28 protein-coding genes, 3 pseudogenes and 1 riboswitch are annotated in these 26,995 nt (G+C 66.7%); of the genes and pseudogenes, 21 read left to right on the top strand and 10 right to left on the bottom strand.

The genetic code is table 11. The annotated features are described in order from the left end of the window. Window positions 1-304: 304 nt before the first annotated feature. The 8 genes and pseudogenes from rpmH (at window position 305) to ACSQ89_RS29805 (ending at window position 5,846) form a co-directional block, all read left to right on the top strand. Window positions 305-439, top strand: a complete 135-nt coding sequence (gene rpmH, locus ACSQ89_RS29840; RefSeq protein ID WP_007834827.1) for a 50S ribosomal protein L34 — start codon at window positions 305-307, stop codon at window positions 437-439. A gap of 75 nt (window positions 440-514) precedes the next feature. Next, window positions 515-901, top strand: a complete 387-nt coding sequence (locus tag ACSQ89_RS29835; protein WP_436294831.1) for a ribonuclease P protein component — start codon at window positions 515-517, stop codon at window positions 899-901. Continuing rightward, complete coding sequence (yidD, locus tag ACSQ89_RS29830) at window positions 898-1,188, top strand: membrane protein insertion efficiency factor YidD (protein WP_093107057.1); 291 nt, start codon at window positions 898-900, stop codon at window positions 1,186-1,188. The genes ACSQ89_RS29835 and yidD overlap by 4 nt, the downstream gene beginning before the upstream one ends. Next, complete coding sequence (yidC, locus tag ACSQ89_RS29825) at window positions 1,185-2,864, top strand: membrane protein insertase YidC (protein WP_436296609.1); 1,680 nt, start codon at window positions 1,185-1,187, stop codon at window positions 2,862-2,864. The genes yidD and yidC overlap by 4 nt, the downstream gene beginning before the upstream one ends. Before the next feature lie 69 nt (window positions 2,865-2,933). Further along, window positions 2,934-4,340, top strand: coding sequence for a tRNA uridine-5-carboxymethylaminomethyl(34) synthesis GTPase MnmE (gene mnmE, locus ACSQ89_RS29820; protein WP_436294833.1), 1,407 nt, complete (start codon window positions 2,934-2,936; stop codon window positions 4,338-4,340). 85 nt (window positions 4,341-4,425) lie between these two features. After that, on the top strand, window positions 4,426-4,893 hold the full coding sequence (locus tag ACSQ89_RS29815) for a Crp/Fnr family transcriptional regulator (protein WP_436294834.1): 468 nt from the start codon (window positions 4,426-4,428) through the stop codon (window positions 4,891-4,893). Window positions 4,894-4,919: 26 nt separating this feature from the next. Next, window positions 4,920-4,991: pseudogene (locus ACSQ89_RS29810) on the top strand (zinc-ribbon domain-containing protein); the annotation flags it as partial. Window positions 4,992-5,078: 87 nt separating this feature from the next. Continuing rightward, on the top strand, window positions 5,079-5,846 hold the full coding sequence (locus tag ACSQ89_RS29805) for a zinc ribbon domain-containing protein (RefSeq protein ID WP_436294858.1): 768 nt from the start codon (window positions 5,079-5,081) through the stop codon (window positions 5,844-5,846). Between the two features lie 25 nt (window positions 5,847-5,871). On the opposite strand, the gene ACSQ89_RS29800 is transcribed toward ACSQ89_RS29805, so the two are convergent. Next, window positions 5,872-7,857 (bottom strand): monovalent cation:proton antiporter-2 (CPA2) family protein, encoded by a 1,986-nt coding sequence (locus ACSQ89_RS29800; protein ID WP_436294835.1) that lies wholly within the window; start codon window positions 7,855-7,857, stop codon window positions 5,872-5,874. Between the two features lie 68 nt (window positions 7,858-7,925). Between ACSQ89_RS29800 and ACSQ89_RS29795 the strand changes: the two genes are divergently transcribed. The 4 genes from ACSQ89_RS29795 to ACSQ89_RS29780 are packed head-to-tail and all read left to right on the top strand — an operon-like array spanning window position 7,926 to window position 10,889. Then, window positions 7,926-8,927, top strand: coding sequence for a KpsF/GutQ family sugar-phosphate isomerase (locus ACSQ89_RS29795; RefSeq protein ID WP_436294836.1), 1,002 nt, complete (start codon window positions 7,926-7,928; stop codon window positions 8,925-8,927). Beyond that, complete coding sequence (locus ACSQ89_RS29790; protein ID WP_436294837.1) at window positions 8,927-9,475, top strand: KdsC family phosphatase; 549 nt, start codon at window positions 8,927-8,929, stop codon at window positions 9,473-9,475. Before ACSQ89_RS29795 ends, ACSQ89_RS29790 begins: the two co-directional genes overlap by 1 nt. Then, window positions 9,472-10,119 carry an LPS export ABC transporter periplasmic protein LptC gene (lptC, locus tag ACSQ89_RS29785; protein WP_436294838.1) on the top strand — a complete coding sequence of 216 codons (648 nt, stop codon included), beginning with the start codon at window positions 9,472-9,474 and terminating at the stop codon, window positions 10,117-10,119. The genes ACSQ89_RS29790 and lptC overlap by 4 nt, the downstream gene beginning before the upstream one ends. Beyond that, window positions 10,116-10,889, top strand: coding sequence for an SDR family oxidoreductase (locus tag ACSQ89_RS29780; protein WP_436294839.1), 774 nt, complete (start codon window positions 10,116-10,118; stop codon window positions 10,887-10,889). Before lptC ends, ACSQ89_RS29780 begins: the two co-directional genes overlap by 4 nt. A gap of 79 nt (window positions 10,890-10,968) precedes the next feature. Here ACSQ89_RS29780 and ACSQ89_RS29775 read toward each other — a convergent pair whose 3' ends face one another. After that, a complete protein-coding gene (locus ACSQ89_RS29775; protein ID WP_436296608.1) occupies window positions 10,969-11,511 on the bottom strand; it encodes an RNA recognition motif domain-containing protein in 543 nt (180 codons plus the stop codon). A gap of 246 nt (window positions 11,512-11,757) precedes the next feature. Continuing rightward, a riboswitch (yybP-ykoY riboswitch) is annotated at window positions 11,758-11,946 on the top strand. 6 nt (window positions 11,947-11,952) lie between these two features. Between ACSQ89_RS29775 and ACSQ89_RS29770 the strand changes: the two genes are divergently transcribed. The 5 genes from ACSQ89_RS29770 to ACSQ89_RS29750 all read left to right on the top strand — a co-directional run bounded on the left by ACSQ89_RS29770 (window position 11,953) and on the right by ACSQ89_RS29750 (window position 15,828). Beyond that, window positions 11,953-12,519 (top strand): TMEM165/GDT1 family protein, encoded by a 567-nt coding sequence (locus ACSQ89_RS29770; RefSeq protein WP_436294841.1) that lies wholly within the window; start codon window positions 11,953-11,955, stop codon window positions 12,517-12,519. Between the two features lie 117 nt (window positions 12,520-12,636). After that, the gene (gene metX / locus ACSQ89_RS29765; RefSeq protein ID WP_436294842.1) at window positions 12,637-13,791 is read left to right on the top strand and encodes a homoserine O-succinyltransferase MetX; all 1,155 of its coding nucleotides are present in this window, start codon (window positions 12,637-12,639) and stop codon (window positions 13,789-13,791) included. 55 nt (window positions 13,792-13,846) lie between these two features. Then, window positions 13,847-14,434, top strand: a complete 588-nt coding sequence (metW, locus tag ACSQ89_RS29760) for a methionine biosynthesis protein MetW (protein ID WP_093107082.1) — start codon at window positions 13,847-13,849, stop codon at window positions 14,432-14,434. 10 nt (window positions 14,435-14,444) lie between these two features. Further along, entirely contained in the window at window positions 14,445-15,041 is a 597-nt protein-coding gene (locus tag ACSQ89_RS29755) for an IMPACT family protein (protein ID WP_436294843.1), read from the top strand. A 250-nt stretch (window positions 15,042-15,291) separates the two neighbouring features. Continuing rightward, complete coding sequence (locus ACSQ89_RS29750) at window positions 15,292-15,828, top strand: bactofilin family protein (protein ID WP_436294844.1); 537 nt, start codon at window positions 15,292-15,294, stop codon at window positions 15,826-15,828. A 12-nt stretch (window positions 15,829-15,840) separates the two neighbouring features. On the opposite strand, the gene ACSQ89_RS29745 is transcribed toward ACSQ89_RS29750, so the two are convergent. Further along, entirely contained in the window at window positions 15,841-16,650 is an 810-nt protein-coding gene (locus tag ACSQ89_RS29745) for a DUF72 domain-containing protein (protein ID WP_436294857.1), read from the bottom strand. Between the two features lie 115 nt (window positions 16,651-16,765). Here ACSQ89_RS29745 and ACSQ89_RS29740 point away from each other — a divergent pair, with 115 nt between their 5' ends. After that, on the top strand, window positions 16,766-18,259 hold the full coding sequence (locus ACSQ89_RS29740) for a M20 family metallopeptidase (protein WP_436294845.1): 1,494 nt from the start codon (window positions 16,766-16,768) through the stop codon (window positions 18,257-18,259). After that, the gene (locus tag ACSQ89_RS29735; protein WP_436294846.1) at window positions 18,256-19,107 is read left to right on the top strand and encodes a lysophospholipase; all 852 of its coding nucleotides are present in this window, start codon (window positions 18,256-18,258) and stop codon (window positions 19,105-19,107) included. The genes ACSQ89_RS29740 and ACSQ89_RS29735 overlap by 4 nt, the downstream gene beginning before the upstream one ends. Before the next feature lie 9 nt (window positions 19,108-19,116). On the opposite strand, the gene ACSQ89_RS29730 is transcribed toward ACSQ89_RS29735, so the two are convergent. Further along, window positions 19,117-19,347: a helix-turn-helix domain-containing protein gene (locus ACSQ89_RS29730; protein ID WP_436294847.1), complete on the bottom strand. Its 231-nt coding sequence runs from the start codon at window positions 19,345-19,347 to the stop codon at window positions 19,117-19,119. Window positions 19,348-19,504: 157 nt separating this feature from the next. Between ACSQ89_RS29730 and ACSQ89_RS29725 the strand changes: the two genes are divergently transcribed. Then, window positions 19,505-20,125 carry a helix-turn-helix domain-containing protein gene (locus ACSQ89_RS29725; RefSeq protein WP_436294848.1) on the top strand — a complete coding sequence of 207 codons (621 nt, stop codon included), beginning with the start codon at window positions 19,505-19,507 and terminating at the stop codon, window positions 20,123-20,125. 120 nt (window positions 20,126-20,245) lie between these two features. Here ACSQ89_RS29725 and ACSQ89_RS29720 read toward each other — a convergent pair. The 6 genes and pseudogenes from ACSQ89_RS29720 to ACSQ89_RS29695 all read right to left on the bottom strand — a co-directional run. After that, a pseudogene (locus tag ACSQ89_RS29720) lies at window positions 20,246-20,368 on the bottom strand (IS630 family transposase); the annotation flags it as partial. Between the two features lie 11 nt (window positions 20,369-20,379). After that, window positions 20,380-20,751, bottom strand: a pseudogene (locus ACSQ89_RS29715) (MFS transporter); the annotation flags it as partial. Window positions 20,752-20,761: 10 nt separating this feature from the next. Further along, entirely contained in the window at window positions 20,762-21,232 is a 471-nt protein-coding gene (locus ACSQ89_RS29710) for a YidB family protein (protein ID WP_436294849.1), read from the bottom strand. A 31-nt stretch (window positions 21,233-21,263) separates the two neighbouring features. Next, window positions 21,264-22,622: a M20/M25/M40 family metallo-hydrolase gene (locus tag ACSQ89_RS29705; RefSeq protein WP_436294850.1), complete on the bottom strand. Its 1,359-nt coding sequence runs from the start codon at window positions 22,620-22,622 to the stop codon at window positions 21,264-21,266. Window positions 22,623-22,675: 53 nt separating this feature from the next. Further along, complete coding sequence (locus ACSQ89_RS29700) at window positions 22,676-23,410, bottom strand: 16S rRNA (uracil(1498)-N(3))-methyltransferase (protein ID WP_093107098.1); 735 nt, start codon at window positions 23,408-23,410, stop codon at window positions 22,676-22,678. Further along, window positions 23,407-24,501: an aminoglycoside phosphotransferase family protein gene (locus ACSQ89_RS29695; RefSeq protein ID WP_436294851.1), complete on the bottom strand. Its 1,095-nt coding sequence runs from the start codon at window positions 24,499-24,501 to the stop codon at window positions 23,407-23,409. Before ACSQ89_RS29695 ends, ACSQ89_RS29700 begins: the two co-directional genes overlap by 4 nt. Window positions 24,502-24,594: 93 nt before the next feature. On the opposite strand from ACSQ89_RS29695, the gene ACSQ89_RS29690 reads away from it, so the two are divergent. Continuing rightward, window positions 24,595-26,985 (top strand): LPS-assembly protein LptD, encoded by a 2,391-nt coding sequence (locus ACSQ89_RS29690; protein ID WP_093107101.1) that lies wholly within the window; start codon window positions 24,595-24,597, stop codon window positions 26,983-26,985. Window positions 26,986-26,995: the final 10 nt, after the last annotated feature.

The following is a 26,995-nucleotide window of genomic DNA, read 5'->3' as shown; positions in this document are numbered from 1 at the left end:
GGGTGCTCTGAAATGTGGTGTGTCCCTCGGCCATTTTTCGTTTTGTGTTTGTGGATAGTCGCACCCGTGATGGGTCGTCGATTCTAACTTGTCAAAACCTTATCCACACCGTTGCGGCGAGTACGAAAACGGCGTGAAAGCGGCCTCGGATTGTTGTTCGGCAGAATGTTTGCGATAATCGCGGGTTTCCCTGAAAACCTCTTTGTGTGTTTCGGGGTATCAGCTGCAACTAGCAGCACTTTGCAGCACCACCCCGGATCCCTGGGTCGGAAAACCGGCCTCCGGGTCAAGCAGGAAAACCATCATGAAACGCACTTACCAAGCATCCAAAGTCCGCCGCGCCCGCACCCACGGCTTCCTGGTCCGCATGAAGACCCGCGGCGGCCGCGCCGTCATCAACGCGCGCCGCGCCAAGGGCCGCAAGCGCCTCGCCGTCTAACGGCGACTGTAGTTACCGTTGCCAGTCGTAGCGCTGCCGCCGTCATCGTCCGTCGGCGCTTTGCGCTTGGCTCCCATGCAGCGGCTCAAGACCCGCGCGCAATTCCAGGCCGTCCTCGCAGGTGCTACCGTGGCGCGCACCGCCCACTTCGCATTGCACCGTTGCGCGCTCGATGCGCAGCCGGGTGCCACGCCACTGTTTGAAACGCAGGACGTATGGCTCGGCGCAATGGTCCCCAAACGCTGGGCCCGCCGTGCGGTCACCCGCAACGCCATCAAGCGCCAGATCTATCAAGTGAGCGCCGCCTCCGAAGCTTTCTTGCCGCCCGCGGCGCATGTCGTGCGCCTGCGTTCTGCTTTCGATCGCAAGGAATTCGTGAGCGCGACCTCCGACAAGCTCAAGGCCGCCGTCCGCGCCGAGCTCCAGCAATTGCTGGAGCGGGCTGCCGCGGCGCGCGCATGATGCGGCGCCTATTGATCGGCCTCGTGAAGGCCTATCGCCTGTTGCTGAGCCCGTGGCTTGGGTCATCCTGCCGCTTCGAACCCACCTGTTCCGTCTACGCCATCGAGGCGCTCGAGCAGCACGGCGCAGCCGCCGGCAGCTATCTCACCCTGCGCCGCCTCGTCCGCTGCCAGCCCTGGTGCCAGGGCGGCCACGATCCGGTTCCCCCCAAGGCGCAGCGCCAGACCCCGGCTTCGGGCTCGCTGTTCTCCTTTCTCTCTTCCGACGACAAGAAGTCTTCTTCATGAACGATATCCGCCGCACCATCCTGTGGGTGATTTTTGGCTTCTCGCTGGTGCTGCTGTGGGACCAATGGCAGGTCTACAACGGCAAGAACCCCACCTTCCTGCCGTCGACCAAGCCTCCCGTGAGTGCGACGGCACCGGCAGCCCCGCCCGCCGGCGCGGCTTCCGGTGCGGTGCCGCCGGCCAGCGTTGCGGCGGCCGGCAGCAACAGCACCGGCGCCGCAGCCGTTCCGGGCGGCACCACGACGGCGCCTGCGGCGGGCGAGAAAGTCGTGGTCAGCACCGACGTGCTCAAGCTGACCTTCGATACCGAAGGCGGCTCGCTGGCGCAGAGCGAGTTCATCCAGCACGACGACCTGACGGAGAAGGACAAGCCTTTCGTCCTGCTCGACCAGAGTCCGAACCGCTTCTATGTGGCGCAGACCGGCCTGATCGGCGGCGCCTTCCCCACGCACAAGACGCCGATGACCTTCACCGGCGAGCGCGCGCTGAAGGACGGCGCCAATGAACTGGTGCTGCGCTTCGAATCGCCCGACCTGGGCGGCGTCAAGCTGATCAAGACCTGGACGCTCAAGCGCGGCGCCTACGACATGACCGTGCGCCACGAGATCGTCAACACCGGCACGGCGCCGGTGTCGCCGCAGCTCTATCTGCAGCTCGTGCGCGACGGCAACAAGCCGCCGGGCGAGTCGTCCTTCTATTCGACCTTCACCGGTCCGGCCGTCTATACCGAGGCCAAGAAGTTCCAGAAGATCGAGTTCAAGGACATCGAGAACAACAAGGCCGACTTCGTGAAGGAGTCGACCAACGGCTACGTGGCGATGGTGCAGCACTACTTCGCCAGCGCCTGGCTGCTGAAGGACGGCGTCCAGCGCGACCTGTTCGCGCGCAAGGTCGACACCAACCTTTACGCGGTCGGCATGATCACTTCGGCCGGCCCGGTCGCGCCGGGCGCCAGCAAGGCGATCGACGCTGACTTCTTCGTTGGTCCGCAGGCCGAGAAGACGCTCGAGGCCGTCGCGCCGGGGCTGGAGCTGGTCAAGGACTACGGCATCTTCACGATCATTTCCAAGCCGCTCTACTGGCTGCTCGACAAGCTGCACGGCATGCTCGGCAACTGGGGCTGGGCGATCGTTGCGCTGGTGGTGCTGCTCAAGGCCGCGTTCTACTGGCTCAACGCCAAGGCCTATGCCAGCATGGCGAAGATGAAGGCCATCAATCCCAAGATCATGGAAATGCGCGAGCGGCTCAAGGACAAGCCGCAGGAGATGCAGCAGGAGATGATGCGCATCTATCGCGAGGAGAAGGTCAACCCGATGGGCGGCTGCTTCCCGATCGTGGTCCAGATCCCGGTGTTCATCGCGCTCTACTGGGTGCTGCTGTCCTCGGTCGAGATGCGCCACGCGCCGTGGATCGGCTGGATCCACGACCTGTCGGCACCCGACCCTTGGTTCATCCTGCCGATCGTGATGACCGCGACCTCGCTGTTCCAGACCTGGCTCAACCCGACGCCGCCCGATCCGATGCAGGCCAAGCTGATGTGGATCATGCCGTTGGCGTTCAGCGTGATGTTCATCTTCTTCCCGGCCGGCCTGGTGCTGTACTGGATCACGAACAACGTGCTGTCGATCGCGCAGCAGTGGTTCATCAACAAGCGCCTGGGCGTGCTGGGCAAATAGCCGCTGCCGAGCGCCGATTTCGAACAAGGGCCGCGAAAGCGGCCTTTTTTGCTGAAAGAATCCTCACCCATGCTTGCGCGCACCACCGATCCGATCGTCGCCGTCGCCACGGCTTCGGGCCGCGGCGCGGTCGGCATCGTTCGCGTGTCCGGCGCACGGGTGGCGCCATTGATCGAGGCCGTCTGCGCGAGAAGCCTCAAGCCGCGCGAAGCCACCTACCTGCCCTTCCGCGATGCCGGCGGCGCGGCCATCGATCACGGGCTGGCCATCCACTTTCCGGCACCGCACTCCTTCACCGGCGAAGACGTGCTCGAACTGCAGGCACATGGCGGGCCGGTGGTGCTGCAACTGCTGCTCGCGCGCTGCCTGGAAGCCGCCACCGAAACCGATCCCGCGACTGGCCGGCCGCGGCTGGCGGGCCTGCGGGTCGCCGAGCCGGGCGAGTTCAGCCAGCGCGCCTTCCTCAATGGAAAGATCGACCTGGCGCAGGCCGAGGCCATCGCCGATCTGATCGATGCGAGCACAGAGGCGGCGGCGCGCAGTGCGGGTCGCTCGCTCTCGGGCGCGTTCTCGATGGAGATCCATGCGCTGCGCGATGCGTTGATCCGCCTGCGCATGCTGGTCGAGGCGACGCTCGATTTTCCCGAGGAAGAAATCGACTTCCTGCAGAAGGCCGATGCCCAGGGCCAGCTGGTGTCGCTGCAGACGCAGCTGAGCGCGGTCCAACAGCGTGCGCGCCAGGGTGCGCTGCTGCGCGAAGGGATCAAGGTCGTGATCGCGGGTCAGCCTAACGCGGGCAAGAGTTCGTTGCTCAACGCGCTGGCCGGAGCCGAGCTCGCCATCGTGAGCTCGATTCCGGGCACCACGCGCGACGTGGTATCGCAGACCATCCAGATCCAGGGCGTGCCGCTGCACGTGGTCGATACGGCAGGCCTGCGCGACAGCGCCGACGAGGTCGAGCAGATCGGCGTCGCGCGCGCGTGGGGGCAGATCGAGGGTGCCGATGCCGTGCTTTTCCTGCATGACCTGACGCGCGCCGAGCGGCCGGAATACGCGGAGGCGGACGCCGAGATCATGCGCCTGCTGAGCGAGAAGCTGCCTGCGAGCGTGCCGGTGCTCGATGTATGGAGCAAGCAGGACGCGGCGCCTTCGGCCGCAGCGCATACCGGCATCAGCCTTTCTGCCAGGACAGGGTTCGGCATCGAGACGCTCAGGCGCCGCCTGCTCGAGGTCGCGGGTTGGCAAGCCGTGCCTGAAGGCGTCTACCTCGCTCGGGCACGCCATGTGCAAGCGCTGTCGCGGGTCGAAGAACATGTCGCCGTGGCGGCCGAGCATCTGGCGGCGCGCGCGCAGGCGCTGGATCTTCTGGCGGAAGAGCTGCGTCTTGCGCAGAATGCGCTCAACGAAATCACTGGGGAATTCGGCGCGGATGACTTGCTGGGCGTGATTTTTTCCCGGTTTTGTATCGGAAAGTAGACAAAAAGTGTTAGTGCTTGTGAGTTCTGTCACCACAAATTAGAGCGATCGCAGATACTCCAGGACGCATAGCAGGGTTTGCAACATGTCATCGAGCATTCAGGATCTTTGCCGCGCCATTGCGCAGAACACCAGTTACGACGCTTTTGCGCCAGCTTTCAACCCGCAGCAGTGGGAAACGCTGGCCAGCTATCTGCAGCCGTTCGACTTGGCCGCCGGCCAGGTGCTGATCGACCAGGGCGCCAACGATCGCACGCTCTTCTTCATCGAGAGCGGCGCGCTCAGCGTGCACCTGATCGGCGACAAGGGCCAGATGCGGCTCGCGATCCTCAATCCGGGATCGGTGGTCGGCGAAGGAGCCTTCTTCTCCAGGCTGCCGCGCTCGGCCAACGTGGTGGCCACGGGCGCCGCCCGCGTCTGGCGGCTGACGCCCATCCGCTTCTCGGAAATGTCGAATCGCCAGCCCAACGTCGCGCTGGAAATGGCACTGGCGCTCGGCGCCGTCATCGCCAAGCGGATGGTCAACCGGCCCAAGCGCGTCGCGGTGACTTGAAGCTTTTCGCATCGGAGTCGCTGTAGATGGCCGTGGTGTGCGCTTCCTGTCATACGGAAAACCGTGACGGCGCGAAATTCTGCAAGGGTTGCGGCCACAGGCTGGTCTCGCAGCCGGCGCCCGGTGCACCCGCACCCGCCGAAGAGCGTCCCTCCGGCAGTGACGGGTGGCCCATCACCGAGCGCATGCCGCTGTCGCCGGCGCCCGCGGCGGATGAAGTCACGGTCGTGATGGGCACGGCGGCCTCCTCGCCGCCGCCGCCTGCGCCCAAGGCCGCGCCCAAGCCAAAGCCTATCCCGCGACCACCACCCGCCGTGCGGGCAAGCGCGCCGAAGGCGGCGCTGCATGCAGCCGCACTCCCCGGCGCGCGCAAATCCAATGGCGTCTGGATGGGTGTCTTCGGTGTGCTGATGGTGGCCGTGCTTGCGGCAGGCGGCTGGTACGCGTACGGCCAACGAAGCGCCAGCTCGCCGCCTGCGACGCAGCAGGCCGCCGCGCCGACGCCGGTCGTCGTGCCGTCCCCCGCGCCCGCGCCCGCGCCCGCGCCCGCGCCCCCGCCTGTATCCGCGCCCGTCGCCGAGGCGCCGGCGGCCGAGCCCTCACGGCCGGCCGCTCCCGTTCCGCCGCCGGTGGAGCAAGCCGTGCCATCTCCGCGGGCCGAACCGGCCAAGCCCACGGTCACCGCTGCACCCAGGGCACGCAAAGCTGCGCCGGTTGCCGCGCCGCCGCCCGCTGCCGTCGCGCCTGTACCCGTCGTGGCGGCAGCACCGGTTGAACCCGCTGCACCCGCGAGCCCGGAAACGGCATGCGCAGGCCAGGGCTTCTTCGGCCGTGCGCGCTGCATGGTCGCGCAGTGCGCCAAGGCCGAATACAGGGCAAGCGCCCAGTGCGATGCCGTGCGGCGCCAGCAGCGGATCGACGAAGAGAAGCGCAATCCGAGCCTGCTCAACTGAAGGCCGGCCTGCGCGGGCAGTGTTCTCAGCCCTTCTGCAGCATCTCGATCGCCACGGCGAGCGCGCCCGGCTTGCCAGAGAGCACCAGCGTGTCGCCGTCCGCCAGCACCGTGTCGTCGCGCGCCTCCTCGGCCTTGCCGTCGCGCCGCCGCAAGCTGGCCACCCGCACGCCCACCGCCTGCAGTGCTGCCTGATCCAGCGGCTGGCCCACCGCGCGCGCGCCGGCGGTGAGCGTGAAACTGTTGAGCCGCTCGTGGTCGAGCTCGTCGGCGTTGTCGTCGTCGGCGCCGTGGAAGTAGCCGCGCAGCAGGTTGTAGCGCGCGTCGCGCTGGTCCTGCACCACGCGGATCACGCGCCGCATGGGTACGCCGACCAGCGCCAGCGCGTGGCTTGCCAGCATCAGAGAGCCTTCGATCGCTTCGGGCACCACCTCGGTCGCGCCAGCGGCCTGCAGCTTTTCGAGATCGCGATCGTCCTGCGTGCGCACGATCACCGGCACCTGCGGCGCATGCGCGCGCGTGTTGGCCAGCACCTTGAGCGCGCCCGGCACGTCGAGATAAGTCACGACCACCGCGCTGGCGCGCGCCAGGCCGGCCGCCATCAGCGCCTGCAGCCGCGCCGCGTCGCCGAAGACCACCGAGTCGCCGGCCGCGGCGGCCTGGTGCACGCGATCCGGGTCCAGGTCCAGCGCCAAGTACGGGATGCCCTCGCGCTCCAGTACGCGCGCCAGGTTCTGCCCGCAGCGCCCATAGCCGCAGATGATGACGTGCTTCGCGGTGTTGATGGTCTTGCGCGCGATCGTCGTCATCTGCAGCGACTGCTGCAGCCAGTCGCTCGCCACCAGCTTTCGCACGATGCGATTGCTGTACATGATGATGAAGGGCGTTGCGAGCATCGACAGCACCATCGACGCGAGCACCGGGTTCGCGAGCCACGACGGCAAGAGCTCCTGACCCTGCGCTAGCGTCAGCAGCACGAAACCGAACTCGCCCGCCTGCGCAAGGTAGAGCCCGGTTCGCAGCGACACGCCGGCCGTCGCCCCGAGTACGCGCGCCAGCAACGTGACCAGAATCAGCTTGAAGGCCAGCGGCAAGACGAGCAGCCCGGCGATCAGGGCCCATTGCTCCACCACGATGTGCCAGTCGAGCGACATGCCGATCGTGATGAAGAACAGCCCCAGCAGAACGTCGTGAAAGGGCCGGATGTCGGTTTCGACCTGGTGCTTGAATTCGGTTTCCGACACCAGCATGCCGGCGACGAAGGCACCCAGCGCCAGGCTCAGGCCCGCAAGCTCGGTCAGCCACGCCAAGCCCAGCGTGACGAGCAGCAGGTTGAGCATGAACAGCTCTTCACTGCGCCGGCGCGCGACGATCGTGAGCCACCAGCGCATCACGCGCGGACCGCCGTAGAGCAGCACGCCGACCAAGAAGCTGGCCTTGAGCCAGGCGAAGGCGAGCGCCTTCAGCATCGTCTCCGGCGGCGCCCCGAGCGCCGGAATCAGCACCAGCAAGGGCACCACCGCGAGATCCTGGAACAGCAGCACGCCTATCACGCGCTTGCCATGTTCGCTCTCGAGTTCGAGCCGCTCGGCCATCAGTTTCACGACGATCGCGGTGCTGCTCATGGTGAGCGCGCCCGAAAGCGCCAGCGCCGTCTGCCAGCCCAGGTGCCAGGCCGGCGGCAGCCAGGTGGCGAGCCACAACGCGCCCACGGTCGCGATCGCCATCGTCAGCATCACCTGGAGCAGTCCGAGGCCGAACACGTGCTTGCGCATGGCACGCAGCTTGGGCAGGTTGAATTCCAGCCCTATTACGAACATCAGGAAGACGACGCCGAACTCGCCCAGGTGCCGGATGCCCTCCGAGTTCTGCGCGAATGCCAGGGCGTGCGGTCCGATCAGCACGCCGGCCCCCAGGTAGCCGAGCATCGGCGGCAGCCTGAGGTACCGGCAGACGACCACGCCGATTACCGCAGCCAAGAGGTACATCAGCGTGAGATCGAACGAGGACATGGGCCGATGCTACTGAATGTGAACCCCTCAGTTCAGACTGGCGAAGCCTTGACCGATAAAATCCCGCGATGAGCTCCCGCCCCGACCTGGCCGCTGCGGCCGAACCCGACGCGATGCTCGCGCGGGCGCGCATTACTTTCGATATCGAAGCAGAAGCCGTGCTCGGCCTCAAGCAGCGGGTGGGCGCGAGCTTCGTCGACGCCGTTCGAAAAATCCTCGAAGTGCGGGGCCGCGTGGTCGTCATGGGCATGGGGAAGAGTGGCCATGTCGGCCGCAAGATCGCGGCCACGCTCGCCTCGACCGGCACGCCGGCGATGTTCGTGCATCCGGCGGAAGCGAGCCACGGCGATCTCGGCATGATCAAGGCGGTCGACCTCGTGCTCGCGATTTCGAACAGCGGCGAAGTCGAGGAGCTCACCACCATCCTGCCCGTGGTCAAGCGCCAAGGCGTGCCGCTGATCGCGATCACCGGACGGGCCGACTCGACGCTGGCGCGCCATGCCGACATCGTGCTCGACAGCGGCGTCGAGAAAGAGGCTTGCCCGCTCAATCTGGCGCCCACCGCCAGCACCACCGCGCAGATGGCGCTCGGTGACGCGCTCGCCGTCGCCTTGCTCGATGCGCGCGGCTTCGGCACCGAAGACTTCGCCCGTTCGCATCCGGGCGGCGCGCTCGGCCGCAAGCTGCTCACCCACGTGGGCGACGTCATGCGCTCCGGCGACGACGTGCCGCGCGTCGGGCCCGGCGCCAGCCTCAGCGAGATCATGCGCGAGATGAGTTCCAAGGGCCTCGGCGCGACGGCCGTGGTCGATCCCGATGGCCGCGCGATCGGCATCTTCACCGACGGCGATCTGCGCCGCCAGGTCGAGACCGGCGCGGACCTGCGCGCCATGACCGCGGCCGATGTGATGCATCGGGGCCCGCGCACGCTGCGTGCCGATGCGCTGGCGGCCGAGGCGGCCGAGCTGATGGAACAGCACCGCATCACGAGCGTGCTGGTAGTCGACGCCGGCGGCATTCTGATCGGCGCGCTCAGCATCAACGACCTGATGCGCGCGAAAGTCATTTGATGGCGCTCGAATTCAAGGCGGAGGCCTTGCTCGCCGCGCAGGACATCCGCGTCGCCTTCTTCGACGTCGACGGCGTGCTGACCGACGGCGGCGTCTACTTCAGCGAGCAGGGCGAAACCCTCAAGCGCTTCAGCATCCTCGACGGTTACGGCCTCAAGCTGCTGCGTGCCGCGGGCATCACGCCGGCGGTGATCACGGGGCGCGACTCGAAGCCGCTGCGCGTGCGCCTGCAGGCGCTGGGCATCGAGCACGTGCGCTACGGCACCGAAAACAAGCTGCCGGCCGCCGAGGCCATGCTCGCAGCGCTCGGCCTCGACTGGATGCAGACTGCTGCCATCGGCGACGATTGGCCCGACCTGCCCGTGCTGACCCGCGCCGCATTCGCCGCCGCGCCTGCCAACGCCCATGCCGAGGTGCGCGCCATCGCGCACCACGTGACCGCGGCGCGCGGCGGCGAAGGTGCGGCGCGCGAATTCTGCGACCTGCTGCTCACGGCGGGCGGCCACTACCGGCGGCTGCTGGACGGCGCACGGGGCCCGGCGGCATGAAGGCGAAGGTAGTCTGGAATCTGCTGCGGGACGGCTTCGATCGCCTCACCATCTACCTGCCGATCATCCTGACGGCCACGCTGGCTCTGGGTACCTATTGGCTGGTGCGCAACGCGCCGAAGCTGCTCGAGCCGGCGGCCAAGGAGGCGCCCAAGCACGAGCCCGACTTTTTCATGCGCGGCTTCGTGATCAAGAATTTCCTGCCGAACGGCGAATTGCGCAGCGAGCTGTTCGGCACCGAAGGCCGACACTATCCGGACAACGACACGATGGAGGTGGACCAGGTCCGGCTGCGCTCCGTTTCCCCCGAGGGACTGACGACCCGAGCGACCGCCAACCGTGGCTTGTCGAACGGCGACGGCAGCGAGATCCAGCTCTTCGGCAATGCGATCGTGGTGCGCGAGGCTGCCGTCTCGGCCGGCGGCAAGCCCATACCGCGCCTGGAATTCCGCGGCGAATTCCTGCACGCCTTCCTGGACACGGAGCGCGTCAAGTCGCACAAGCCGGTCACCCTGATACGCGGTGCCGACCAGTTCACGGCCGACTCGCTGGACTACGACAACCTGACGGGCGTCGCCAACCTGCAGGGCCGCGTGCGAGGCCTGCTGATGCCTTCGGTGGCAGCGCCCGGGGCGAAGCATTGACGCGGCTGGCTTTCATCACCGGTGCGTCGAGCGGCATCGGCCAGGCGCTGGCCGCGCGCTTCTACCAAGCTGGCTATAGCCTCGCGCTGGTGGCGCGGCGCACGCCCGAGATCGAAAGCTGGGCCGGCTCCGCCAAGATCGATGCCCAGCGCTACCGGATCTACGGCGCAGACGTCGCGTGCACCGACAGCATCGTCGCAGCGGGCGCTGCCTGCATCGCGCACCAAGGTGTCCCGGATGTGGTGATCGCGAATGCCGGCATCAGTGTGGGCATCGACACCGAGGACCGCGGCGATCTCGACGTGCTCGCGCAGACATTTGCGATCAACAACGTCGGCCTGGCCGCGACCTTCCATCCCTTCATTGCCGCGATGAGGGCGCGCGGCAGCGGCCGGCTGGTCGGCATCGGCAGCGTCGCGTCGATTCGCGGCCTCCCCGGTCACGGCGCGTACTGCGCCAGCAAGGCGGGTGTGGTGGCCTACTGCGAGAGTTTGCGCGGTGAGCTACGCGCCGGCGGCGTCAAGGTCGTCACCCTTTGCCCTGGCTACGTCGACACCCCGCTGACGCAAGGCAATCGCTACGGCATGCCCTTTCTGATGCGAGCCGACGACTTCGCCGATCGGGCCTTTCGTGCGATCGAGGCTGGCGCCAGCTACCGGGTGATTCCGTGGCAGATGGGTGTGGTCGCCAAGCTCATGCGCCTGCTGCCCAACGCCTTGTTCGACCGCGCGGTGCAGGGGCGCGGGCGCAAAAAGCGGCGTGGCGAATGAGCCTGGAGCTGTCTGTCGCATCACCATCAAGAAAGGCTCCCGAGGGAGCCTTTCTTCTGCTGCTTGTGGGGCGCGGAATTCAGTAGCCGCTGTTGCCACCGTTGCCGCCGCCACCACCACCACCGCCGCCGTAGCCGCCGCGACCACCGCCGCGCGGACCGGCGCCGTACGGGCTGCGGAAACCGCCATCGCCGCCGCCGCCACCACCACCGCTGCGGCCACCGCCGCCGTAACCACCGCCGCCGCCGCCGCCGCCGTAACCGCCACCACCGCTGCGACCGCCACCACCACCACCGTAGCCGCCACCGCCGCCGCCATATCCGCCGCCACCACCACCGCCGTAGCCGCCGCTGCGCGGCGGACGGGCTTCCATCGGGCGCGCTTCGTTCACGACGACGCTGCGGCCGCCCATGTCCTGGCCGTTCATGCCCTTGATGGCCGCTTGCGCTTCTGCATCGCTGCCCATTTCAACAAATCCGAAGCCCTTGGAACGCGGGGGGCTGGAGTCGCGCTCCATCATGACCTTGGCACTTGCCACGGTGCCGAACTGGCTGAAGGCGTTGTGGAGATCATCGTCGCGTGCCGAATAAGGCAGGTTACCGACGTACAGTTTGTTGCCCATCAAGGGACTCCTATAAACACATCAAGAAAAGCGATGGAGTCCCGAGAGCACCACCCAAACGAAATCCGCCGAGCCGCGCGAAACTGACCGATCACCGAATCACCGCCCCGAAATCTGAAGGGAGGCTCGTGCATTATGTGTGAAATGCTTCGAGCGCAAGTAGGAATTTGCCCGCAACCGCGCCGCGCTCAAAATTTTTCGAAAGCTAGCGCACGCTTACAAACATCCTCGGTGCTGCACTACAATCGTGCGGTCATTGGGGAGTAGCCGCCTTCCATCGCGAGAAGGGTTTGCGTCAACAGACTTGTCCTGCCCCGTGCAGGACATGGCGCAGGCAGTGTTCCACCTGGCGAGACCTTTGACCGTGCAACTTCGGATATGGCCGAAGGCGTTGCACGGTCAATTGCGTCCTCGTCCTTCGGCCCAAGGAACCCCTTTCTCGTGGAAGCTTTTCTCGTTGCGACCGGCGTGGTCGCGCTCGCCGAAATGGGCGACAAGACCCAATTGCTCTCGCTCGTGCTCGCCGCACGGTTCCGCAGGCCCTGGCCGATCGTGCTGGGGATCTTCACCGCGACCGTGCTGAACCACGCACTCGCGGGTGCGGCGGGCAACTGGGTCACGCACACGCTCGGGCCCGAGGTGCTGCGCTGGATTCTGGGCGGCTCTTTCATCGCGATGGCGCTCTGGATGCTGATCCCCGACAAGCTCGACGAGGACGATATGCCGAAGGCTTCGCACTTCGGCGTGTTCGGCACCACCGTGACGGCCTTCTTTCTCGCCGAGATGGGCGACAAGACGCAGATCGCGACCGTCATGCTCGCCGCGCGCTACGTGAGCGCCTATGTCTGGGTGGTGCTGGGCACCACGTTCGGCATGATGCTGGCGAATGCGCCGGTCGTATGGCTCGGCGAGCGCATCGTGAAGCGCGTGCCGATCCGCCTGGTTCACGGCGTCTCCGCCGTGCTGTTCCTCATGCTCGGCGCCGCCGCGTTGATCGGCTGGGGCTGAGCCGCATATACTCGTCGGACGCGCCGATTTGCTCCAGCTTGCGGGCGCTTAACAAATGCAGCTAAAGACGGATGCCGGACCCGGCTCGTTTTTGGCGAGGCCGGGTCTTTTTCATTCATGTCGTTGGTCGTCTCCTCGCAATCGATGCCGTTCGCAGGCCCGCTGCCTCTCAGCAGCGGCGCATCGATTGCCAACTACATCTTGGCCTACGAAACCTACGGCACGCTCAATGCCGAGCGCAGCAACGCGGTGCTCGTCTGCCATGCGCTGAACGCCTCGCACCATGTCGCGGGCGTCTACGCGGGCCAGGACAAGTCCGAGGGCTGGTGGGACAACATGATCGGCCCCGGCAAGCCGGTCGACACCGACCGCTTCTTCGTGATCGGCATCAACAACCTCGGCTCCTGCTTCGGCTCCACCGGGCCGATGCATGTCAACCCTGCGACCGGGCGCGTCTATGGCGCCGATTTCCCGGTGGTCACGGTCGAGGACTGGGTGCGCGCGCAGGCTGCACTGCTCGATGCGCTCGGCATTCGGACGCTCGCTGCGGTGATGGGCGGCAGCCTCGGCGGCATGCAGGCGCTGTCGTGGGCGCTGCAATATCCCGAGCGCGTGCGCCATGCGGTGGTGATCGCCAGCGCGCCCAGCCTGACGGCGCAGAACATCGCGTTCAACGAAGTCGCGCGCCGCGCCATCGTGACCGACCCCGACTTCAACGGCGGCCACTTCTACGAGCATGGGGTGATCCCCAAGCGCGGCCTGCGCATCGCCCGCATGATCGGTCACATCACCTACCAGAGCGACGACCTCATGAACGAGAAGTTCGGTCGCGCGCTGCGCAGTGCGGTCGAGGGCGAAGTGTCGAGCGCGGACTTTCTCTACTCGACCCAGGAGGTCGAGTTCCAGATCGAAAGCTACCTGCGCTACAACGGCGACAAGTTCAGCGAGTACTTCGACGCCAACACCTACCTCCTGATCACGCGCGCGCTCGACTACTTCGATCCTGCGCGTGCGTATGGCGGCGATCTGCGCGCCGCGCTGGCGCAGGCCACGGCCAAGTTCCTGCTCGTGAGCTTCAGCACCGACTGGCGCTTCGCGCCGGCACGCAGCCGCGAGATCGTGAAGGCCCTGCTCGACAACCGCCGCAACGTGAGCTACGCGGAAATCGATGCGCCCCACGGACACGACGCCTTCCTGCTCGACGATGTGCGCTACATGAGCGTGGTGCGCTCCTACTTCGAGCGCATCGCGAAAGAGGGAGCGGCCGCATGAGCCGCCGGGCCGTTCCCAAGGCGAATACCGTAGCGCGCAGCGCGGAGGTTGCCTTATGAGCGATCTGGACACCCAGCGCGTGATCGCCCGGCTCGTCCCCGAGGGCTCGCGAGTGCTCGACCTCGGCTGCGGCGACGGCGCGCTGCTCGACCTGCTGCAGCGCGAACGCGGCTGCAGCGGCTACGGCGTGGAGATCGCCGACGGCAACGTGCTGCAATGCATACGGCACGGTGTCGACGTGATCCAGCTCAACCTCGACGAAGGCCTCGCGATGTTCGACGACGCCTCCTTCGACGTCGTGCTCCAGATCGATACGCTGCAACACCTTCGCAATGCCGAAGTGATGCTGCGCGAAACCGCGCGCGTCGGCCGCATCGGTATCGTCGCCTTCCCCAACTTCGCGCACTGGCCGAACCGTATCAGCATCGCCCGCGGCCGCATGCCGGTCACGCGACGCCTGCCCTACCAGTGGTACGACACGCCCAACATCCGCGTCGGTACCTTCAAGGATTTCGAGGTGCTCGCGCGCAAGAACCGGCTGCGGGTGCTCGATGCCTTTGGCCTGCAGGAGGGCGCCGAGGTGCGCTGGCTGCCGAATGCGCGCGCCAGCACGGCGGTCTTCAAGTTCGAACGCGAACGCTAGCGGGCGAACGATGCCCTTCACGCTCGCCGCGCCGCAGCACAGCGAGCTGCTCGTCAAGAAGAGCCGCTTCATCGGCTGCGTCCAGCCGGTCGCCGATCGTGCCGCGGCGCAGGCGGTCGTCGATGCACTGCGCAGCGCGCATCCCGGCGCGACCCATGTTTGCTGGGCACTGATGGCCGGAGGGCAATCCGCGGCCAACGACGACGGCGAGCCCGGTGGCACCGCCGGCCGGCCGATGCTGGAAGTGCTGCGACATCACGAACTCGAAGGTGTGCTCGCAACGGTCGTTCGCTACTTCGGCGGCATCAAGCTCGGCGCGGGCGGGCTGGTGCGTGCCTACACCGACAGCATCGCGCAGGCGCTCGCCGGTGCCGCGCTGGTGCCGCTGGTGCGCCAGTGCGGCTTGCAGTGCGCCGTGCCGTACGCGCTCGAAGGCGCGCTGCGCCGCGAGATCGCGGCGGCCGGCGCCACGCTGGTCGAAGTTCGCCACGACAGCATGGTGCACTTCTCGCTCACGCTGCCCGAGCCCCGAGCCGCCGGCTTCATCGCCAGGGTCGACGATGCTGCGCAAGGGCGCGCCGTCTGGCAGCGGGCGATCACGCCATAGAAGTTCGTCGCGCGAGGATGACGACTGTCACGCTCGTGACAATCACGGCGATCAAGATCAGGTCGAACAGCCCTCCTGCGCGCGATTCAGAGTCTGAAGTGAGGAGCGCTGACATTGTTGACGCGCCCTTCACGCAGACGAAAGTTCCCAACGACGCGTGTTCGAGACGTATTCAGTTACGCTTCTTGCGCAATGAAGTGCGAAGCGCCGTAAGCGCCTTCTTACGATAGCCCTTTTGAGGAGCTCCCCATTGGCCACACAGTCCCCCTTCTTCGGCAAGCGTGATCGCGACGCCGACTCCCTCCCCTCCCGTCCCGCGCCGCTGATGGGTTCCGGCACCAACCTTTCGGGCACGCCGGTCAATCCTTCGAACCTGTCGGCCCAAGCGGCCAATGCGGCAGCGAGCACCGCCAAGGAAGGCGGCAGCAAGCTCACCGTCGGCCCCAACATCAAGCTCAAGGGTGTCGAGATCACCGACTGCGACACGCTCGTGGTCGAAGGCCTGGTCGAAGCGACGATGGATTCGCGTGTCATGCAGATCGCCGAACAAGGCGCGTTCAAGGGCTCGGCCGAAATCGACATCGCCGAGATTCGCGGCCTCTTCGACGGCAATCTCACCGTGCGCGAAAAGCTCGTCATCCACTCCACCGGCAAGGTCACCGGCAAGATCCGCTACGGCAAGATCGTGGTCGAAGAAGGCGGCCAGCTGTCCGGCGAGATCAGCTTCGGCGCATCCGCCGGCAGCAGCAGCAGCAGTGCCAAGCCGGCACTGCAAGCCGCCGCCTGACGCGACTTCAGTTCAGCCCAGGCGCTGAATCAAGGCACCTGCTGCGGCCGGTGCCTTTTCTTTTGCGCCGTTGATGAAGTAGATGAACACGTCGCGCGCCGCGGCAGCCCTCGGCGCGGCCTTCTCGACGCGCGGCAACGCAGCCGGCGAACCGCCCTCGGCCCAGATCTTGGCTGCCTCGGCCCATGCATCGAGCGCCTTCGGCGCATAGCCACTTTTCAGTTTGGCGTCGCTCATCATCAGCCGCGCATAGACGAACTCGCCGGTCAGGTCGGCGAAGGACGGAAACTTGTCGGCGTCGGTGAAGACCGTCGCGGCCTCGTACTTGCGCGCGAGCGCCAGGTACTCCGGCGTCATGAAGCTCTCGTGCCGGACATCGAGCACGTGGTGCAGCGTGCGGCTGCCCTCCTTCTTCGGAAGCAGCGCGAGAAAGCCCTCGAAATCCTCCGCATCGAAAGCCTTGGTGGGCATGAACTGCCAGACGATCGGCCCCAGCTTGTTGCCCAGTTCGGCGATGCCGCTCTCGACGAAACGCGCGATCGACTCGCCGGCCGCCGACAGCTGCTTGCGGTTGGTCGCGAAGCGCGATGCCTTGAGCGAGAACATGAAATCGTCGGGCGTCTCGTCATGCCACTTCTTGAAGGTCGGCGGCTTGAAGCTGCTGTAGTAGGTGCCGTTGACTTCGATCGCCGTGAGCTGCCGGCTGGCGTAGCTCAACTCCTGGCTCTGGGGCAGCCCGGCGGGATAGAAATTGTTGCGCCAGGGCTCGTAGGTCCAACCTCCGATGCCGACGCGGATGCGCTTGTTTGTACTGCTCAAGATCTCGCCTTTCGAAAAAGCTGCCACTCTGAAGCAGCGGCGAGATTAGCCCAAGGCCTGCGGGTTTGGCGAGCTGCGCCCATAATTCGCCACGCCCCTTCTCACACGCGGAGACCCCATGAACGCTCCCCTGCACCGCGAAATGCCCTCTGGCCTGCTCGATGCCGAGCGCGCCTTGTCAGATGTCTCGTCCAAGTGGGACCAGGACATCCTCAGGCAACTCACCGGCTACATCGCGATCCCGGCCAAGTCGCCCGGCTTCGACAAGGACTGGGTGCAGAACGGCTATCTCGAAACCGTTCTTCAGAATGCGGCCAGATGGGTCGAGGCGCAAAAAGTCGAGGGCCTGAAGCTCGAGATCGTGCGGCTCGAAGGCCGCACCCCGGTGCTCTTCTTCGAAGTGCCGGCCACCGGCACCGAGATGAAGGAAACCGTGCTGATGTACGGCCACCTCGACAAGCAGCCCGAGTTCACCGGCTGGCGCAACGACCTCGGGCCGTGGACGCCGAAATACGAAGACGGCCTGCTCTACGGCCGCGGCGGCGCCGACGACGGCTACGCGGTGTATGCGAGCGTGGCGGCGCTGCAGGCGCTCAAGGCGCAGGGCGTGGCGCATCCGCGCATCGTGGGCCTGATCGAAACCTGCGAAGAATCCGGCTCCTACGACCTGCTGCCCTACATCGACGCGCTGCGTCCGCGCCTCGGCGAAGTGGGCCTCGTGATCTGCCTCGATTCGGGCGCCGGCAACTACGATCAGCTGTGGCTCACCACCTCGCTGCGCGGCATGGCGAGCGGAACGCTGAAGGTGGAGATCCTGACCGAGGGCGTGCACTCCGGCGATGCCTCCGGCCTCGTGCCCTCGAGCTTCCGCGTCATGCGGCAGGTGCTGGACCGCCTTGAAGACAGCAAGACCGGCCGCCTGCTGCCGGAGAGCTTCCATTGCGAGGTGCCGGCCGAAAGGCTCGCGCAGGCGCAGGCCACTGCAGCCATCCTCGGCGACGAGGTCTACAAGCGCTTTCCGTGGGCGCACTACGACTGCGGCGGCGCGACCGCGTTCGCGTTGCCGACCACCAGCGACCCGGTGGAGGCGCTGGTCAACCGCACCTGGAAGCCGACGCTCTCGGTGACGGGTGCCGAAGGCTTCCCGGCATTGAAGGATGCGGGCAACGTGTTGCGTCCTTACACCGCCTTCAAGCTTTCGCTGCGCCTGCCGCCGCTGGTCGATGCCGATCAGGCGGTGCAGCAGCTCAAGACGCTGCTCGAAGACAACGCGCCCTACCAGGCCAGGGTCACCTTCGACAGCAACGGCGGCGCCACCGGATGGAACGCGCCCGGCACCGCACCCTGGTTCGAGCGTGCACTCAATGCCGCGTCGCAGGCGCACTTCGGCGCCAATTGCGGCTACATCGGCCAGGGCGGCACCATCCCGCTCATGAGCATGCTGAGCGTCGGCTTCCCGAAGGCGCAGATGATGGTCTGCGGCGTGCTGGGGCCCAAGAGCAATGCGCACGGCCCCAACGAGTTCCTGCATGTGCCCTATGCGAAGAAGCTGACCGCGGCGGTGGCCGAGGTGATCGCCGCGCTGCCAGCGGCGCACGCCCTCGCCGCTTGAAGCCGCAGCCCACGCAGAACAGCACGCTGCGCACGCCGGACGGCGAAACGTTGGCCGTCCACGAGTGGCCGCTGCCCTCCGACCTTCCTGCAAAGGCCATCGTCCTGCTGGTGCACGGCATCGGCGAGCATGCGGGCCGTTACCGGCGCGTGGCCGAGCGGCTCAACGACTGGGGCTTCGCGGCGCGTGCCGCCGACCACCACGGCCACGGCGCATCGAGCGGTCCACGCGGGGGCTTGCCCAGCGTGATGCGGCTGGTCGACGATCTCGCGCTCGTGGTCGACGACACGCGGCGCAGCCATCCCGGCCTGCCGCTGGTGCTGCTGGGCCATAGCCTCGGTGGATTGGTCGCCGCAAGCTTCGTGGCGCGGGCGGTCCGCAAGGTCGATGCGCTGGTGCTTTCATCGCCGGGGCTGGATCCGGGCCTCGGCGCATTCCAGAAATTCCTGATCGCGCTGCTGTCGCGCGTGGCGCCCGATCTGCGCGTGGGCAACGGGCTCGACGACCACTACCTCTCGCACGACCCGGCCGTGGTGCAGGCCTACCGCGACGATCCGCTGTGCCACGATCGCATCGGCGCCCGGCTCGCGCGCTTTCTGGCCGACGAAGGTGCGGTCGTTCAGGCGGCCGCGCCGCAATGGCAGGTGCCGACGCTCCTGATCTACGCGGGCGACGATCGCCTCGTGAAGCCTGCGGCCAGCCGCGCCTTCGCGGCCGCCGCGCCGGCTTCGGTGCTCAGCGCCACCTGCTTTCCGGCGCTCTATCACGAGATCTTCAACGAGCGCGATGCGACGCCGGTGTTCGAGACGCTGGAGCGCTGGCTCGGCGAGCGCTTCCCGTCTCCCTAGCCCTCGCGGCTACCTGGCGAGCAGCTCGGCCACATCTACACCCAACGCAATCGCAAGGCGCTCAATGTTATCGAGCGACACATTGCGCTCCTTTCTCTCGACTGAACCAACGTAAGTTCGGTGCAGAGCGGCGATGTCAGCCAATGCTTCCTGGGAAAGTCCACGCTCCGCACGCAGCGCGCGAAGATGCCGGGCCAGTCTGGCCCTCGCCGATTCCAAGGTTCTTGCCCCACCGCTCATGCGGTTGAGAATTACGTTTGGATGACTTAAAGTCGACAGACGTTAAGTAGCATCTATTTGTTGAGCAACAGCCGTGGCCACCCCCATCAACCGCCCAGGCAGGCCTGTGCACAAATCTCTCCTGGCCTTTCCGTTACCAGCTGCCAGAAGGTCTGCGATGCTTCAAGCAGTTGCTCGTGCCAACCCGCAGCGCCCCGCCGCAGCGGCGAAAAGCGAATACGTACTCAGGCTCGGCGAACAGATCAAGGCCTTACGCGTTGCGTCCGATCAGACGGCCGGCGATATGTCGCGAGCCACTGGGATATCTCGCTCCATGCTATCCCGCGTCGAACGCGGCTTAGTTTCACCTTCAGTCGAGACCCTCAGGCGGATCGCAGCTGGCCTTGATGTGCCGCTTTCCCGCTTCTTCTCCGACCAACCAGCCAGAAACGACCTGTCGTTCGTGCGAGCAGGCGAAGGAGTCATTGTCGATCGCAGCGGTGCCGTCGCCGACTACCGATACCAGTTACTGGGACATGTGCTGTCCGGCAATCTCTTTGTCGAACCGTACCTCGTTGAACTGCTAGAGAACGCAAAGCCCTACGTAAGCTTTCAGCACCCGGGAATGAAGTTCCTTCACATGAAGACCGGCCGGGTACGCTATCGCTTTGGGGAACGGGTCGCGGAGGTTCGCGAGGGCGACTCTCTGCTCTTCGAGGCCAGCGTACTGCACGGGATTGAGGAGGTGTTGCAGCATCCGGTGAGCTACCTGGTTGTGGTCTTCACCATTCGAGAGTAGCTGCCCTCCCCGCCATGGGCGGCACGCGAGTTCAGCGGCGCGAATCAATTTCGCGGCAAGCCAACCAACGTACTGAGGCCGCCACCGTGTCCTAGTGTAGTGCGCCACTCAGATATGTACTTATCTTGTGGTCCGTGCCAGCGCAGCTTTGGCGCGCGTGACCTTGGCCAGGATGTCGGTCGCGCTGGCCGTCCAGATGAACGGTTTGGGGTTGGCATTGTGCTGGGTCACATACAGATCGATGGCCCCCCGTCAGGAGCGGCCAATTCGGCGGCGGCAAAACGGTAGAGGCTGGCGTTCGCGTTGTAGTAGCCGGCCACCACCGTGGCGAAGCACAGCAACCAGAAGTCTTTCCAGACCGCGGCTTGCGCGCACAGCAGAGCCGAGCCCAGCGCCACCGCAAGGCCGATCTGGAACGAGTGGCGCCGCCCGAAGCGCTGCTGCGTGCGCGCCACCAGGCCGGTAGCGAGTGCGCCGCCGACCACGTAGCCCATCACGGGCAGCGTGGCCATCCAGCCGCGCGGTGCGAGCGCCAGACCCACGAGGCCGTTGATCGCGATGAAGGTGACGTTGTTGGTCAGGAACAAGCCCTGGCAAACGGCGAGCAGCCAGAGATTGCGCTTCATCGAGACCTGTTCAACCCTTCTGCAGCAGGCCGCTCAACGAGGACAGCAGGTCGTCCTGGTTGCCCAGGCCCTCGGCCGGCACCTGGCCCTTGGGCGTGAGCTGATCGATCAGCGTGGGCAGCAGCGTGGCCAGCATCGGCAGCAGCGTCGCCGCGTTGATGCCGAGCTTTTGCGCGATGCTCGAGATCACGTCACTGCCCAGCACGTCCTGCAGCTGCCCGCCCGAGATCGGCGCGTTCTCGCCCTTGCCGACCCAGGAGCCGATCACGTCGCCCATGCCGGCCTGCTCGAACTTCGAGACCAGGCCGCCCAGACCGCCCTGCTCGCCATTGTTGGCGAGCAGCCCGCCGAGCGCATCCGCGAGGCCGCCGAGATCACCGAGTCCGCCGCCCATGCCGCCGCGGCTGCCTATGCTGCCGTCCTGGGCCTGTGGCTGTGCACCGCCGAGCACCTGTCCGAGTACCGAATCGAGCAATCCCATGGTGGGCTCCTGAAGTAATGGGGGAGATGGCCTACTTCGACCGCGGCGGACGCTTCGGCAGCAGGGGCTCGCTCACGCCTTGCACGCCGACCAGCCCCAGCACGGTCGCCAGGGAATTCTGCGCGCCCTTCCACCCGTCTGTCACGTCGATCCATTCGGAGAGCGAGTGAAAGCCGCCGGTCTTGCCGCCGCCGCCGATGATGATGGCCGGGATGCCGAGCGACATCGGCACGTTGGCGTCGGTGCTGGCGCCGGTCAGCAGGGTCTTGTGGCCGAAGGCGCTGTTCGAGCGGATGGCCGCTTCGACGATCGGCGAATCCGAAGGCGTGCGCCCGCCCGGCCGATCGCCAATCAGCTTGTTGGACACGGCGAGCGTCGTCACATTCCAACGCTTGTTTTCCTCCGCCACCGCTTCCTCGATCGCGGCCAGCACCTTCTTCTCGGTGTCGAGCAGCGCGCCCATCTCGTCGGAGCGGATGTCGACCGCCATGCGCGCGTCGGGTGCAATGGTGTTGACCGACGTCCCGCCGCCGACGGTGCCGACGGTGAAGGTGGTCTTCGGAAAGCTGGGCGTCCTGATCTCGGCGATCTTGGCGATCGCGCGGCCCATGCCGTGGATCGCGCTCGGCACCTGGCCGAAGGCGGCATAGCTGTGGCCGCCGGGTCCCTTGAAACTCACTTCGTAGCGATGACTGGCGGTGCCGAGGACCAGCACGGTACCGTCGGGCGCGGGCTCCACGCCCACCATGCCGTCGATGTCGAGGTGGTCGCGGAAGATGGCCTTCATGCCGCGCAAGTTGCCCAGCTCCTCTTCGCCGACGTTGCCGACGAAGAGCAGGTCGCCCACGGTCTGCACCTTGTTGTCGTTGAGCACCTTGAGCCACGACAGGAGCACCGCGAGGCCGCGCGTGTCGTCCGAGATGCCGGGCGCGTGGAGCTTGCCGTCGCGCTCCTTCACCTTGACGTCGGTGCCGGCGGGAAAGACCGTGTCGAGATGGGCCGAGACCAGCAGCTTCGGTCCGTTGCCCGTGCCCTTGCGCAGGCCCACCACATTGCCCTCGCTGTCGATGCGCGCATCCGCGAGCCCCAGCGCCTTCATGCGGGCGAGAAAGGTCTCGGCGCGCTTCTGCTCCTTGAAGGGCGGCGCTTCGATTTCGGTGAGCAGCTTGAGGTCCTCGATCGAACGCTCGTGGTCGGCCTTGACCGCATCGAGCAGCTGCTTGACGGCGGGCGCGGCCAGGAGTTGCGTATAGGCCTGGTCGACGGCCGGCTTCACCTGCGTGGGCGTCGGCGCCACGGCCGTGCCTTGCGCATGGACGGCGCCGGCGGCGCAAAGGGCGGCAAGCAGAACGGGCGCGAGGCGCGACGGAACGGAATGGAGGGAAGACATGCGTTGGCGGCCTTGGGCTCGATGGGGTGATGGAGGAAAGGAAGAAATTCTGGTCACTGGCCCGCAAGCAATGCAAGCGCCGCGAGGGCCGCGGTCTCGGCGCGCAGCACGCGCGGCCCGAGCGTGAGCGGTGCGAAGCCGCGCGCGATCGCATCCTGCTCCTCGGCGGCGCTCAGGCCGCCCTCGGGGCCGCTCAGAACGCAGGCGCGGCGAAGCGCGGTGACCGACGTCCGCTCGCGGATCTCGCGCATGTCGCAGGTGCCCTCGGCCAGGCTCAGGACGAAGCGCTCCGCATCGTCGATCGGCGGCATGTCGATCCAGCCGGCCAGGGCGCGCACTGGGTGGATCAGCGGCAAGCGGTTGCGGCCGCATTGTTCGCAGGCGGCGATGGCGATCGCCTCCCAGTGCGCGCGCTTCTTGTCGGCGCGCTCGCCAGCCAGGCGCAGCACGCCATGGGCGGTCATCAGCGGCTGGATGCTCGCCACGCCGAGTTCGGTGGCCTTCTCGACCAGCCAGTCCATGCGCTCGTTGGCCGGCATGCCGATCGCCAGGTGCACGGCGCGCGGCGCCTCCCGCTCGACGGCGATGTGATTCTCGACCTGGACCGTCACTTCGCTGCGGCCCATGCGCTCCACCGTGGCGGCGTACTCGCCGCCGCTGCCGTCGAACAGCGTCAGCGCATCGCCCGGCTGCATGCGCAGCACCTGCACGTGGCGTGCGGCGCCGGGCGGCAGCGCCAGCGCGCTGCCGGCGGCCAGGGTCACGGCGCAATGGAAGCGCGGCGTCACATCCGCCCGTACGCAAAGCCGGTGGCGGCCTGCGTGCCTTCGACCTCGTCGATCACGCGCAAGAGCGGCGTGAGTTCGCGATAGCGGCCGGCGGTCGCGCGGATGTAGGCGATGAAGCGCGGGGTGTCGGCCAGGTACCTCGGCTTGCCGTCGCGCAGCGTCAGCCGCGCGAAGATGCCGGCGACCTTCAGGTGGCGCTGCAGGCCCATCCACTCGACTGCGCGGTAGAAGGCGCCGAAGTCCTCGTCGACCGGCAGCCCGGCCTTGCGCGCCTGTTCCCAGTAACGCACCGTGACATCGAGAACGAAGTCTTCGTCCCAGCTCAGGAAGGCATCGCGCATCAGGCTCGCGATATCGTAGGTGATCGGGCCATGGACCGCGTCCTGGAAATCCAGCACCCCGAGCGTGGGGCCACCGGTGATCATCAGATTGCGCGGCATGAAGTCGCGGTGCACGTAGACGCGCGGCGCGGCCAGGTTGTTCTCGACGATCAGCTTGAAGCTGCGTTCGAGGCGCTCCTGCAGCTGGCCTTCCACGCGCATGCCGCGGTGCCGCGCGATGTACCACTCCGGAAAGAGCGCCAGCTCGCGCTCCAGCAGCGCCCGATCGTAGGGCGGCAGCACGTCGGGCCTGGACGCCAGCTGCCAGTGGATCAGCGCATCGATCGCCTGGGCGTAGAGCGGCCGTGCCGCATCCGAATCGGCCGGGTCGATCACCTCGAGCATGGTCTGCCGGCCGAGGTCGTCGAGCAGCAGGAAGCCCTGGGCCTCTTCCCATTCGAGCACCTGCGGCGCGGTCAGGCCGGCCGCGCGCATCAGCTTGGCGACGTGCACGAACGGGGCGCTGTTCTCCTGGGCAGGGGGCGCGTCCATCACGATCCGCGTCATCGCGGCGTCGCTGGTGTCGATCCTGAAGTAGCGCCGGAAGCTCGCGTCGGCCGAGGCGAGGCGCACGGTCGCGGGCAACAGCCGATGCCGCTCTGCGATGTGTTCAAGCCATTGCGCGAAAGCCTTGGCGCGCTCCGGATCGCTCCAGCTGAACGGGTAGGAAGGCGTCGCGGCGCCGCTGGCCGGGGGCGGGGAAGCTGTCATGGATAATCGATTCTACAAATCCGCCCGGCGCGGACCTCCGCAACCCGCCAGCCGCTGGCGCCAATTCCCCGAAGACCTCTCCGTTCCGTACCGATGCCTGACCTGACCCGAGCTGCCTGGCGCCGGTGCCGCCCGCCTTTGCCGCTGGCCGTGCTGTCGCTGGCACTGCTTCAAGCGCACGGCGCGTCGGCACAGGACGCCGGTCTGGACGCGCCGCTCACTCTCAAGCGCACCCCGCAACTCGTCGAGACCATCCCGCAGGCGCAGCGCGGCCAATTGCCGAGCTTTGTCGACGGCGACCGCATTTCCGGGCGGCCCGATCTCGAAACGGTGGTCGAAGGCAACGCCTCCCTGCGCCGCGGCGAGACCGTGATTCATGCCGACCGGCTCGAGTACTACCAGCCCGACGACCTCGCCAAGGCGCGCGGCAACGTCCGCGTCAACCAGGCCGGCAACGTCTACGAGGGGCCTGAATTGGAGCTCAAGCTCGAGACCTTCGAAGGCTTCTTCAACAACGTGCGCTATCGCTTCCTGGCGACGGGCGGGGGGGGCGATGCCGAGCGTATCGACTTCGTCGACAGCAATATCTCGGTCGCCCGGCGCGCCACTTACACCACCTGCCGGCGCGAAGACTATCCTGGCTGGATGCCTGCCTGGCTGCTGAGCGCCGCGACCCTCACGACCGACACCGAAGAGAACGTCGGCGTCGCCACCGATGCGCGCCTGAGCTTCATGGGCATCAGCACCCCGCCCTTTCCGTCGCTGAGCTTTCCGCTCGGCAACGACCGCAAGAGCGGCTGGCTGCCGCCGACCATCGGCATCGACAGCGTGAACGGTGTCGACATCACAGCGCCGTACTACTGGAACATCGCGCCCAATCGCGACGCGACCTTCTACCCGAACCTGATGAGCAAGCGCGGCGTGAATCTCGGCACCGAGTTCCGCTACCTCGAGGAGAAGTACAACGGCGAGGCCCGCGTCGACTACATGCCGACCGACAGCCTGCGCAACCGCAAGCGCTGGGGCATCTGGACGCACCACCAGCAGACCTTCGATGCCAAGTCCTACGGCCTGGACTCGCTGGGCGCCACGATCAACTTCAACCGCGTCAGCGACGACGACTACTGGCGCGACTTCACGCGCACACCCTCGCTGACGCAGCGCCTGCTGTCCAACGATGCCTCGCTCAACTGGAGCAAGGGCGACTGGAGCGGCGCCGCACGCACGCTGAGCTACCAGACGCTGCAGTACGCGCCCTCGCCCATCCTCCCGCCCTACGACCGGCTGCCGCAGATCACCGCCAACTACAACAAGTACGACTGGCACGGTTTCGATTTCTCGCTCAACACCGACTACACGCGCTTCCGCGCCGACCCGGTGCAGCAGGGTCAGCCCAACGGCGAGCGCGTCTTTGCGCTGGCGTCGCTGAGTCGGCCCTTTCTCACGCCCGGCACCTTCGTCATCCCGAAGGTGCAGCTGCATACGACCTCCTACCAGTTCGAGGCACCGCTCGCCAACGGCGCGAGCTCGGCCAGCCGGACGGTGCCGACCTTCAGCCTCGACAGCGGCATGATCTTCGAGCGCGACGCCAACTTCTTCGGCCGCGCGTTCCGCCAGACGCTGGAGCCGCGCGCGTTCTACGTCTACACGCCCTACCGTGACCAGAGCCTGCTGCCGAATTACGACTCGGCGTCCAACGACTTCAACTTCGCGACCGTCTACACCGAGAACGCGTTTTCCGGCAACGACCGCATCTCGGACAGCAACCTGCTCACGCTGGGCGTGACGACGCGCCTGATCGATCCCGAAAGCGGCGCCGAAGCCGCGCGCTTCGGCATTGCCCAGCGCCTGCGCTTCAGCGACCAGCGCGTCACGCTGCCCAATACCACCGCCGTGACCGACCGGCTCAGCGACGTGCTGCTCGGGGCCCAGATCAACTGGACGCCGAAATGGAGCGTGGACACCACGCTGCAGTACAACCCTGACGACCACAAGTCGACGCGGACGGCGATCAGCGCGCGCTACAACCCCGGCTCGTACCGCAACATCAGCGCGGCCTACCGCTACCAGGCGAACAGCACGCCGACCGCGACGGACGGCAACAAGTCGATCGACGTGAGCTGGCAATGGCCGCTGAACGACCTGTGGGGCGACAAGGGCCAAGACCTCGGTCCGGGCCGCGGCCAGGGCGGCGGGCGCTGGTACGCCGTCGGCCGTCTCAACTACAGTCTGCAGGACCGCAAGCTCACCGACGGCGTGCTCGGCTTCGAATACGACGGCTGCTGCTGGATCGGCCGCGTGGTGCTGGAACGCATCAGCACTGGCCAAGTCACGGCCGCGACGCGCATCATGTTCCAGCTGGAGTTCGTTGGATTCGCCGCCATCGGTTCGAGCCCGAAGCGCACGCTGACACAGAACATCCAGCGCTACCAGCCCCTGCGTCAACCGGTGGCTGCACCGAGCCGCTTCACCAATTACGACTGAGCTTCTTGCC

This window comes from Variovorax sp. LjRoot175 (genome assembly GCF_964253805.1).
Classification (GTDB): domain Bacteria; phylum Pseudomonadota; class Gammaproteobacteria; order Burkholderiales; family Burkholderiaceae_C; genus Variovorax.
This window is presented reverse-complemented; position numbering and strand designations above follow the sequence as displayed.

What these genes read in the sequence shown, in the direction of transcription:
- ACSQ89_RS29725 (WP_436294848.1), top strand. Translation starts at nt 19,505, where the DNA reads ATGCTTCAAGCAGTTGCTCGTGCCAACCCGCAGCGCCCCGCCGCAGCG.
- ACSQ89_RS29710 (WP_436294849.1), bottom strand. Translation starts at nt 21,232, where the DNA reads ATGGGATTGCTCGATTCGGTACTCGGACAGGTGCTCGGCGGTGCACAG.
- lptC (WP_436294838.1), top strand. Translation starts at nt 9,472, where the DNA reads ATGAAGGCGAAGGTAGTCTGGAATCTGCTGCGGGACGGCTTCGATCGC.
- ACSQ89_RS29740 (WP_436294845.1), top strand. Translation starts at nt 16,766, where the DNA reads ATGAACGCTCCCCTGCACCGCGAAATGCCCTCTGGCCTGCTCGATGCC.
- ACSQ89_RS29835 (WP_436294831.1), top strand. Translation starts at nt 515, where the DNA reads ATGCAGCGGCTCAAGACCCGCGCGCAATTCCAGGCCGTCCTCGCAGGT.
- ACSQ89_RS29815 (WP_436294834.1), top strand. Translation starts at nt 4,426, where the DNA reads ATGTCATCGAGCATTCAGGATCTTTGCCGCGCCATTGCGCAGAACACC.
- ACSQ89_RS29800 (WP_436294835.1), bottom strand. Translation starts at nt 7,857, where the DNA reads ATGTCCTCGTTCGATCTCACGCTGATGTACCTCTTGGCTGCGGTAATC.
- ACSQ89_RS29775 (WP_436296608.1), bottom strand. Translation starts at nt 11,511, where the DNA reads ATGGGCAACAAACTGTACGTCGGTAACCTGCCTTATTCGGCACGCGAC.
- mnmE (WP_436294833.1), top strand. Translation starts at nt 2,934, where the DNA reads ATGCTTGCGCGCACCACCGATCCGATCGTCGCCGTCGCCACGGCTTCG.
- yidD (WP_093107057.1), top strand. Translation starts at nt 898, where the DNA reads ATGATGCGGCGCCTATTGATCGGCCTCGTGAAGGCCTATCGCCTGTTG.
- ACSQ89_RS29755 (WP_436294843.1), top strand. Translation starts at nt 14,445, where the DNA reads ATGCCCTTCACGCTCGCCGCGCCGCAGCACAGCGAGCTGCTCGTCAAG.
- ACSQ89_RS29805 (WP_436294858.1), top strand. Translation starts at nt 5,079, where the DNA reads ATGCCGCTGTCGCCGGCGCCCGCGGCGGATGAAGTCACGGTCGTGATG.
- ACSQ89_RS29730 (WP_436294847.1), bottom strand. Translation starts at nt 19,347, where the DNA reads ATGAGCGGTGGGGCAAGAACCTTGGAATCGGCGAGGGCCAGACTGGCC.
- ACSQ89_RS29690 (WP_093107101.1), top strand. Translation starts at nt 24,595, where the DNA reads ATGCCTGACCTGACCCGAGCTGCCTGGCGCCGGTGCCGCCCGCCTTTG.
- metW (WP_093107082.1), top strand. Translation starts at nt 13,847, where the DNA reads ATGAGCGATCTGGACACCCAGCGCGTGATCGCCCGGCTCGTCCCCGAG.
- ACSQ89_RS29695 (WP_436294851.1), bottom strand. Translation starts at nt 24,501, where the DNA reads ATGACAGCTTCCCCGCCCCCGGCCAGCGGCGCCGCGACGCCTTCCTAC.
- ACSQ89_RS29795 (WP_436294836.1), top strand. Translation starts at nt 7,926, where the DNA reads ATGAGCTCCCGCCCCGACCTGGCCGCTGCGGCCGAACCCGACGCGATG.
- yidC (WP_436296609.1), top strand. Translation starts at nt 1,185, where the DNA reads ATGAACGATATCCGCCGCACCATCCTGTGGGTGATTTTTGGCTTCTCG.
- metX (WP_436294842.1), top strand. Translation starts at nt 12,637, where the DNA reads ATGTCGTTGGTCGTCTCCTCGCAATCGATGCCGTTCGCAGGCCCGCTG.
- ACSQ89_RS29790 (WP_436294837.1), top strand. Translation starts at nt 8,927, where the DNA reads ATGGCGCTCGAATTCAAGGCGGAGGCCTTGCTCGCCGCGCAGGACATC.
- ACSQ89_RS29705 (WP_436294850.1), bottom strand. Translation starts at nt 22,622, where the DNA reads ATGTCTTCCCTCCATTCCGTTCCGTCGCGCCTCGCGCCCGTTCTGCTT.
- rpmH (WP_007834827.1), top strand. Translation starts at nt 305, where the DNA reads ATGAAACGCACTTACCAAGCATCCAAAGTCCGCCGCGCCCGCACCCAC.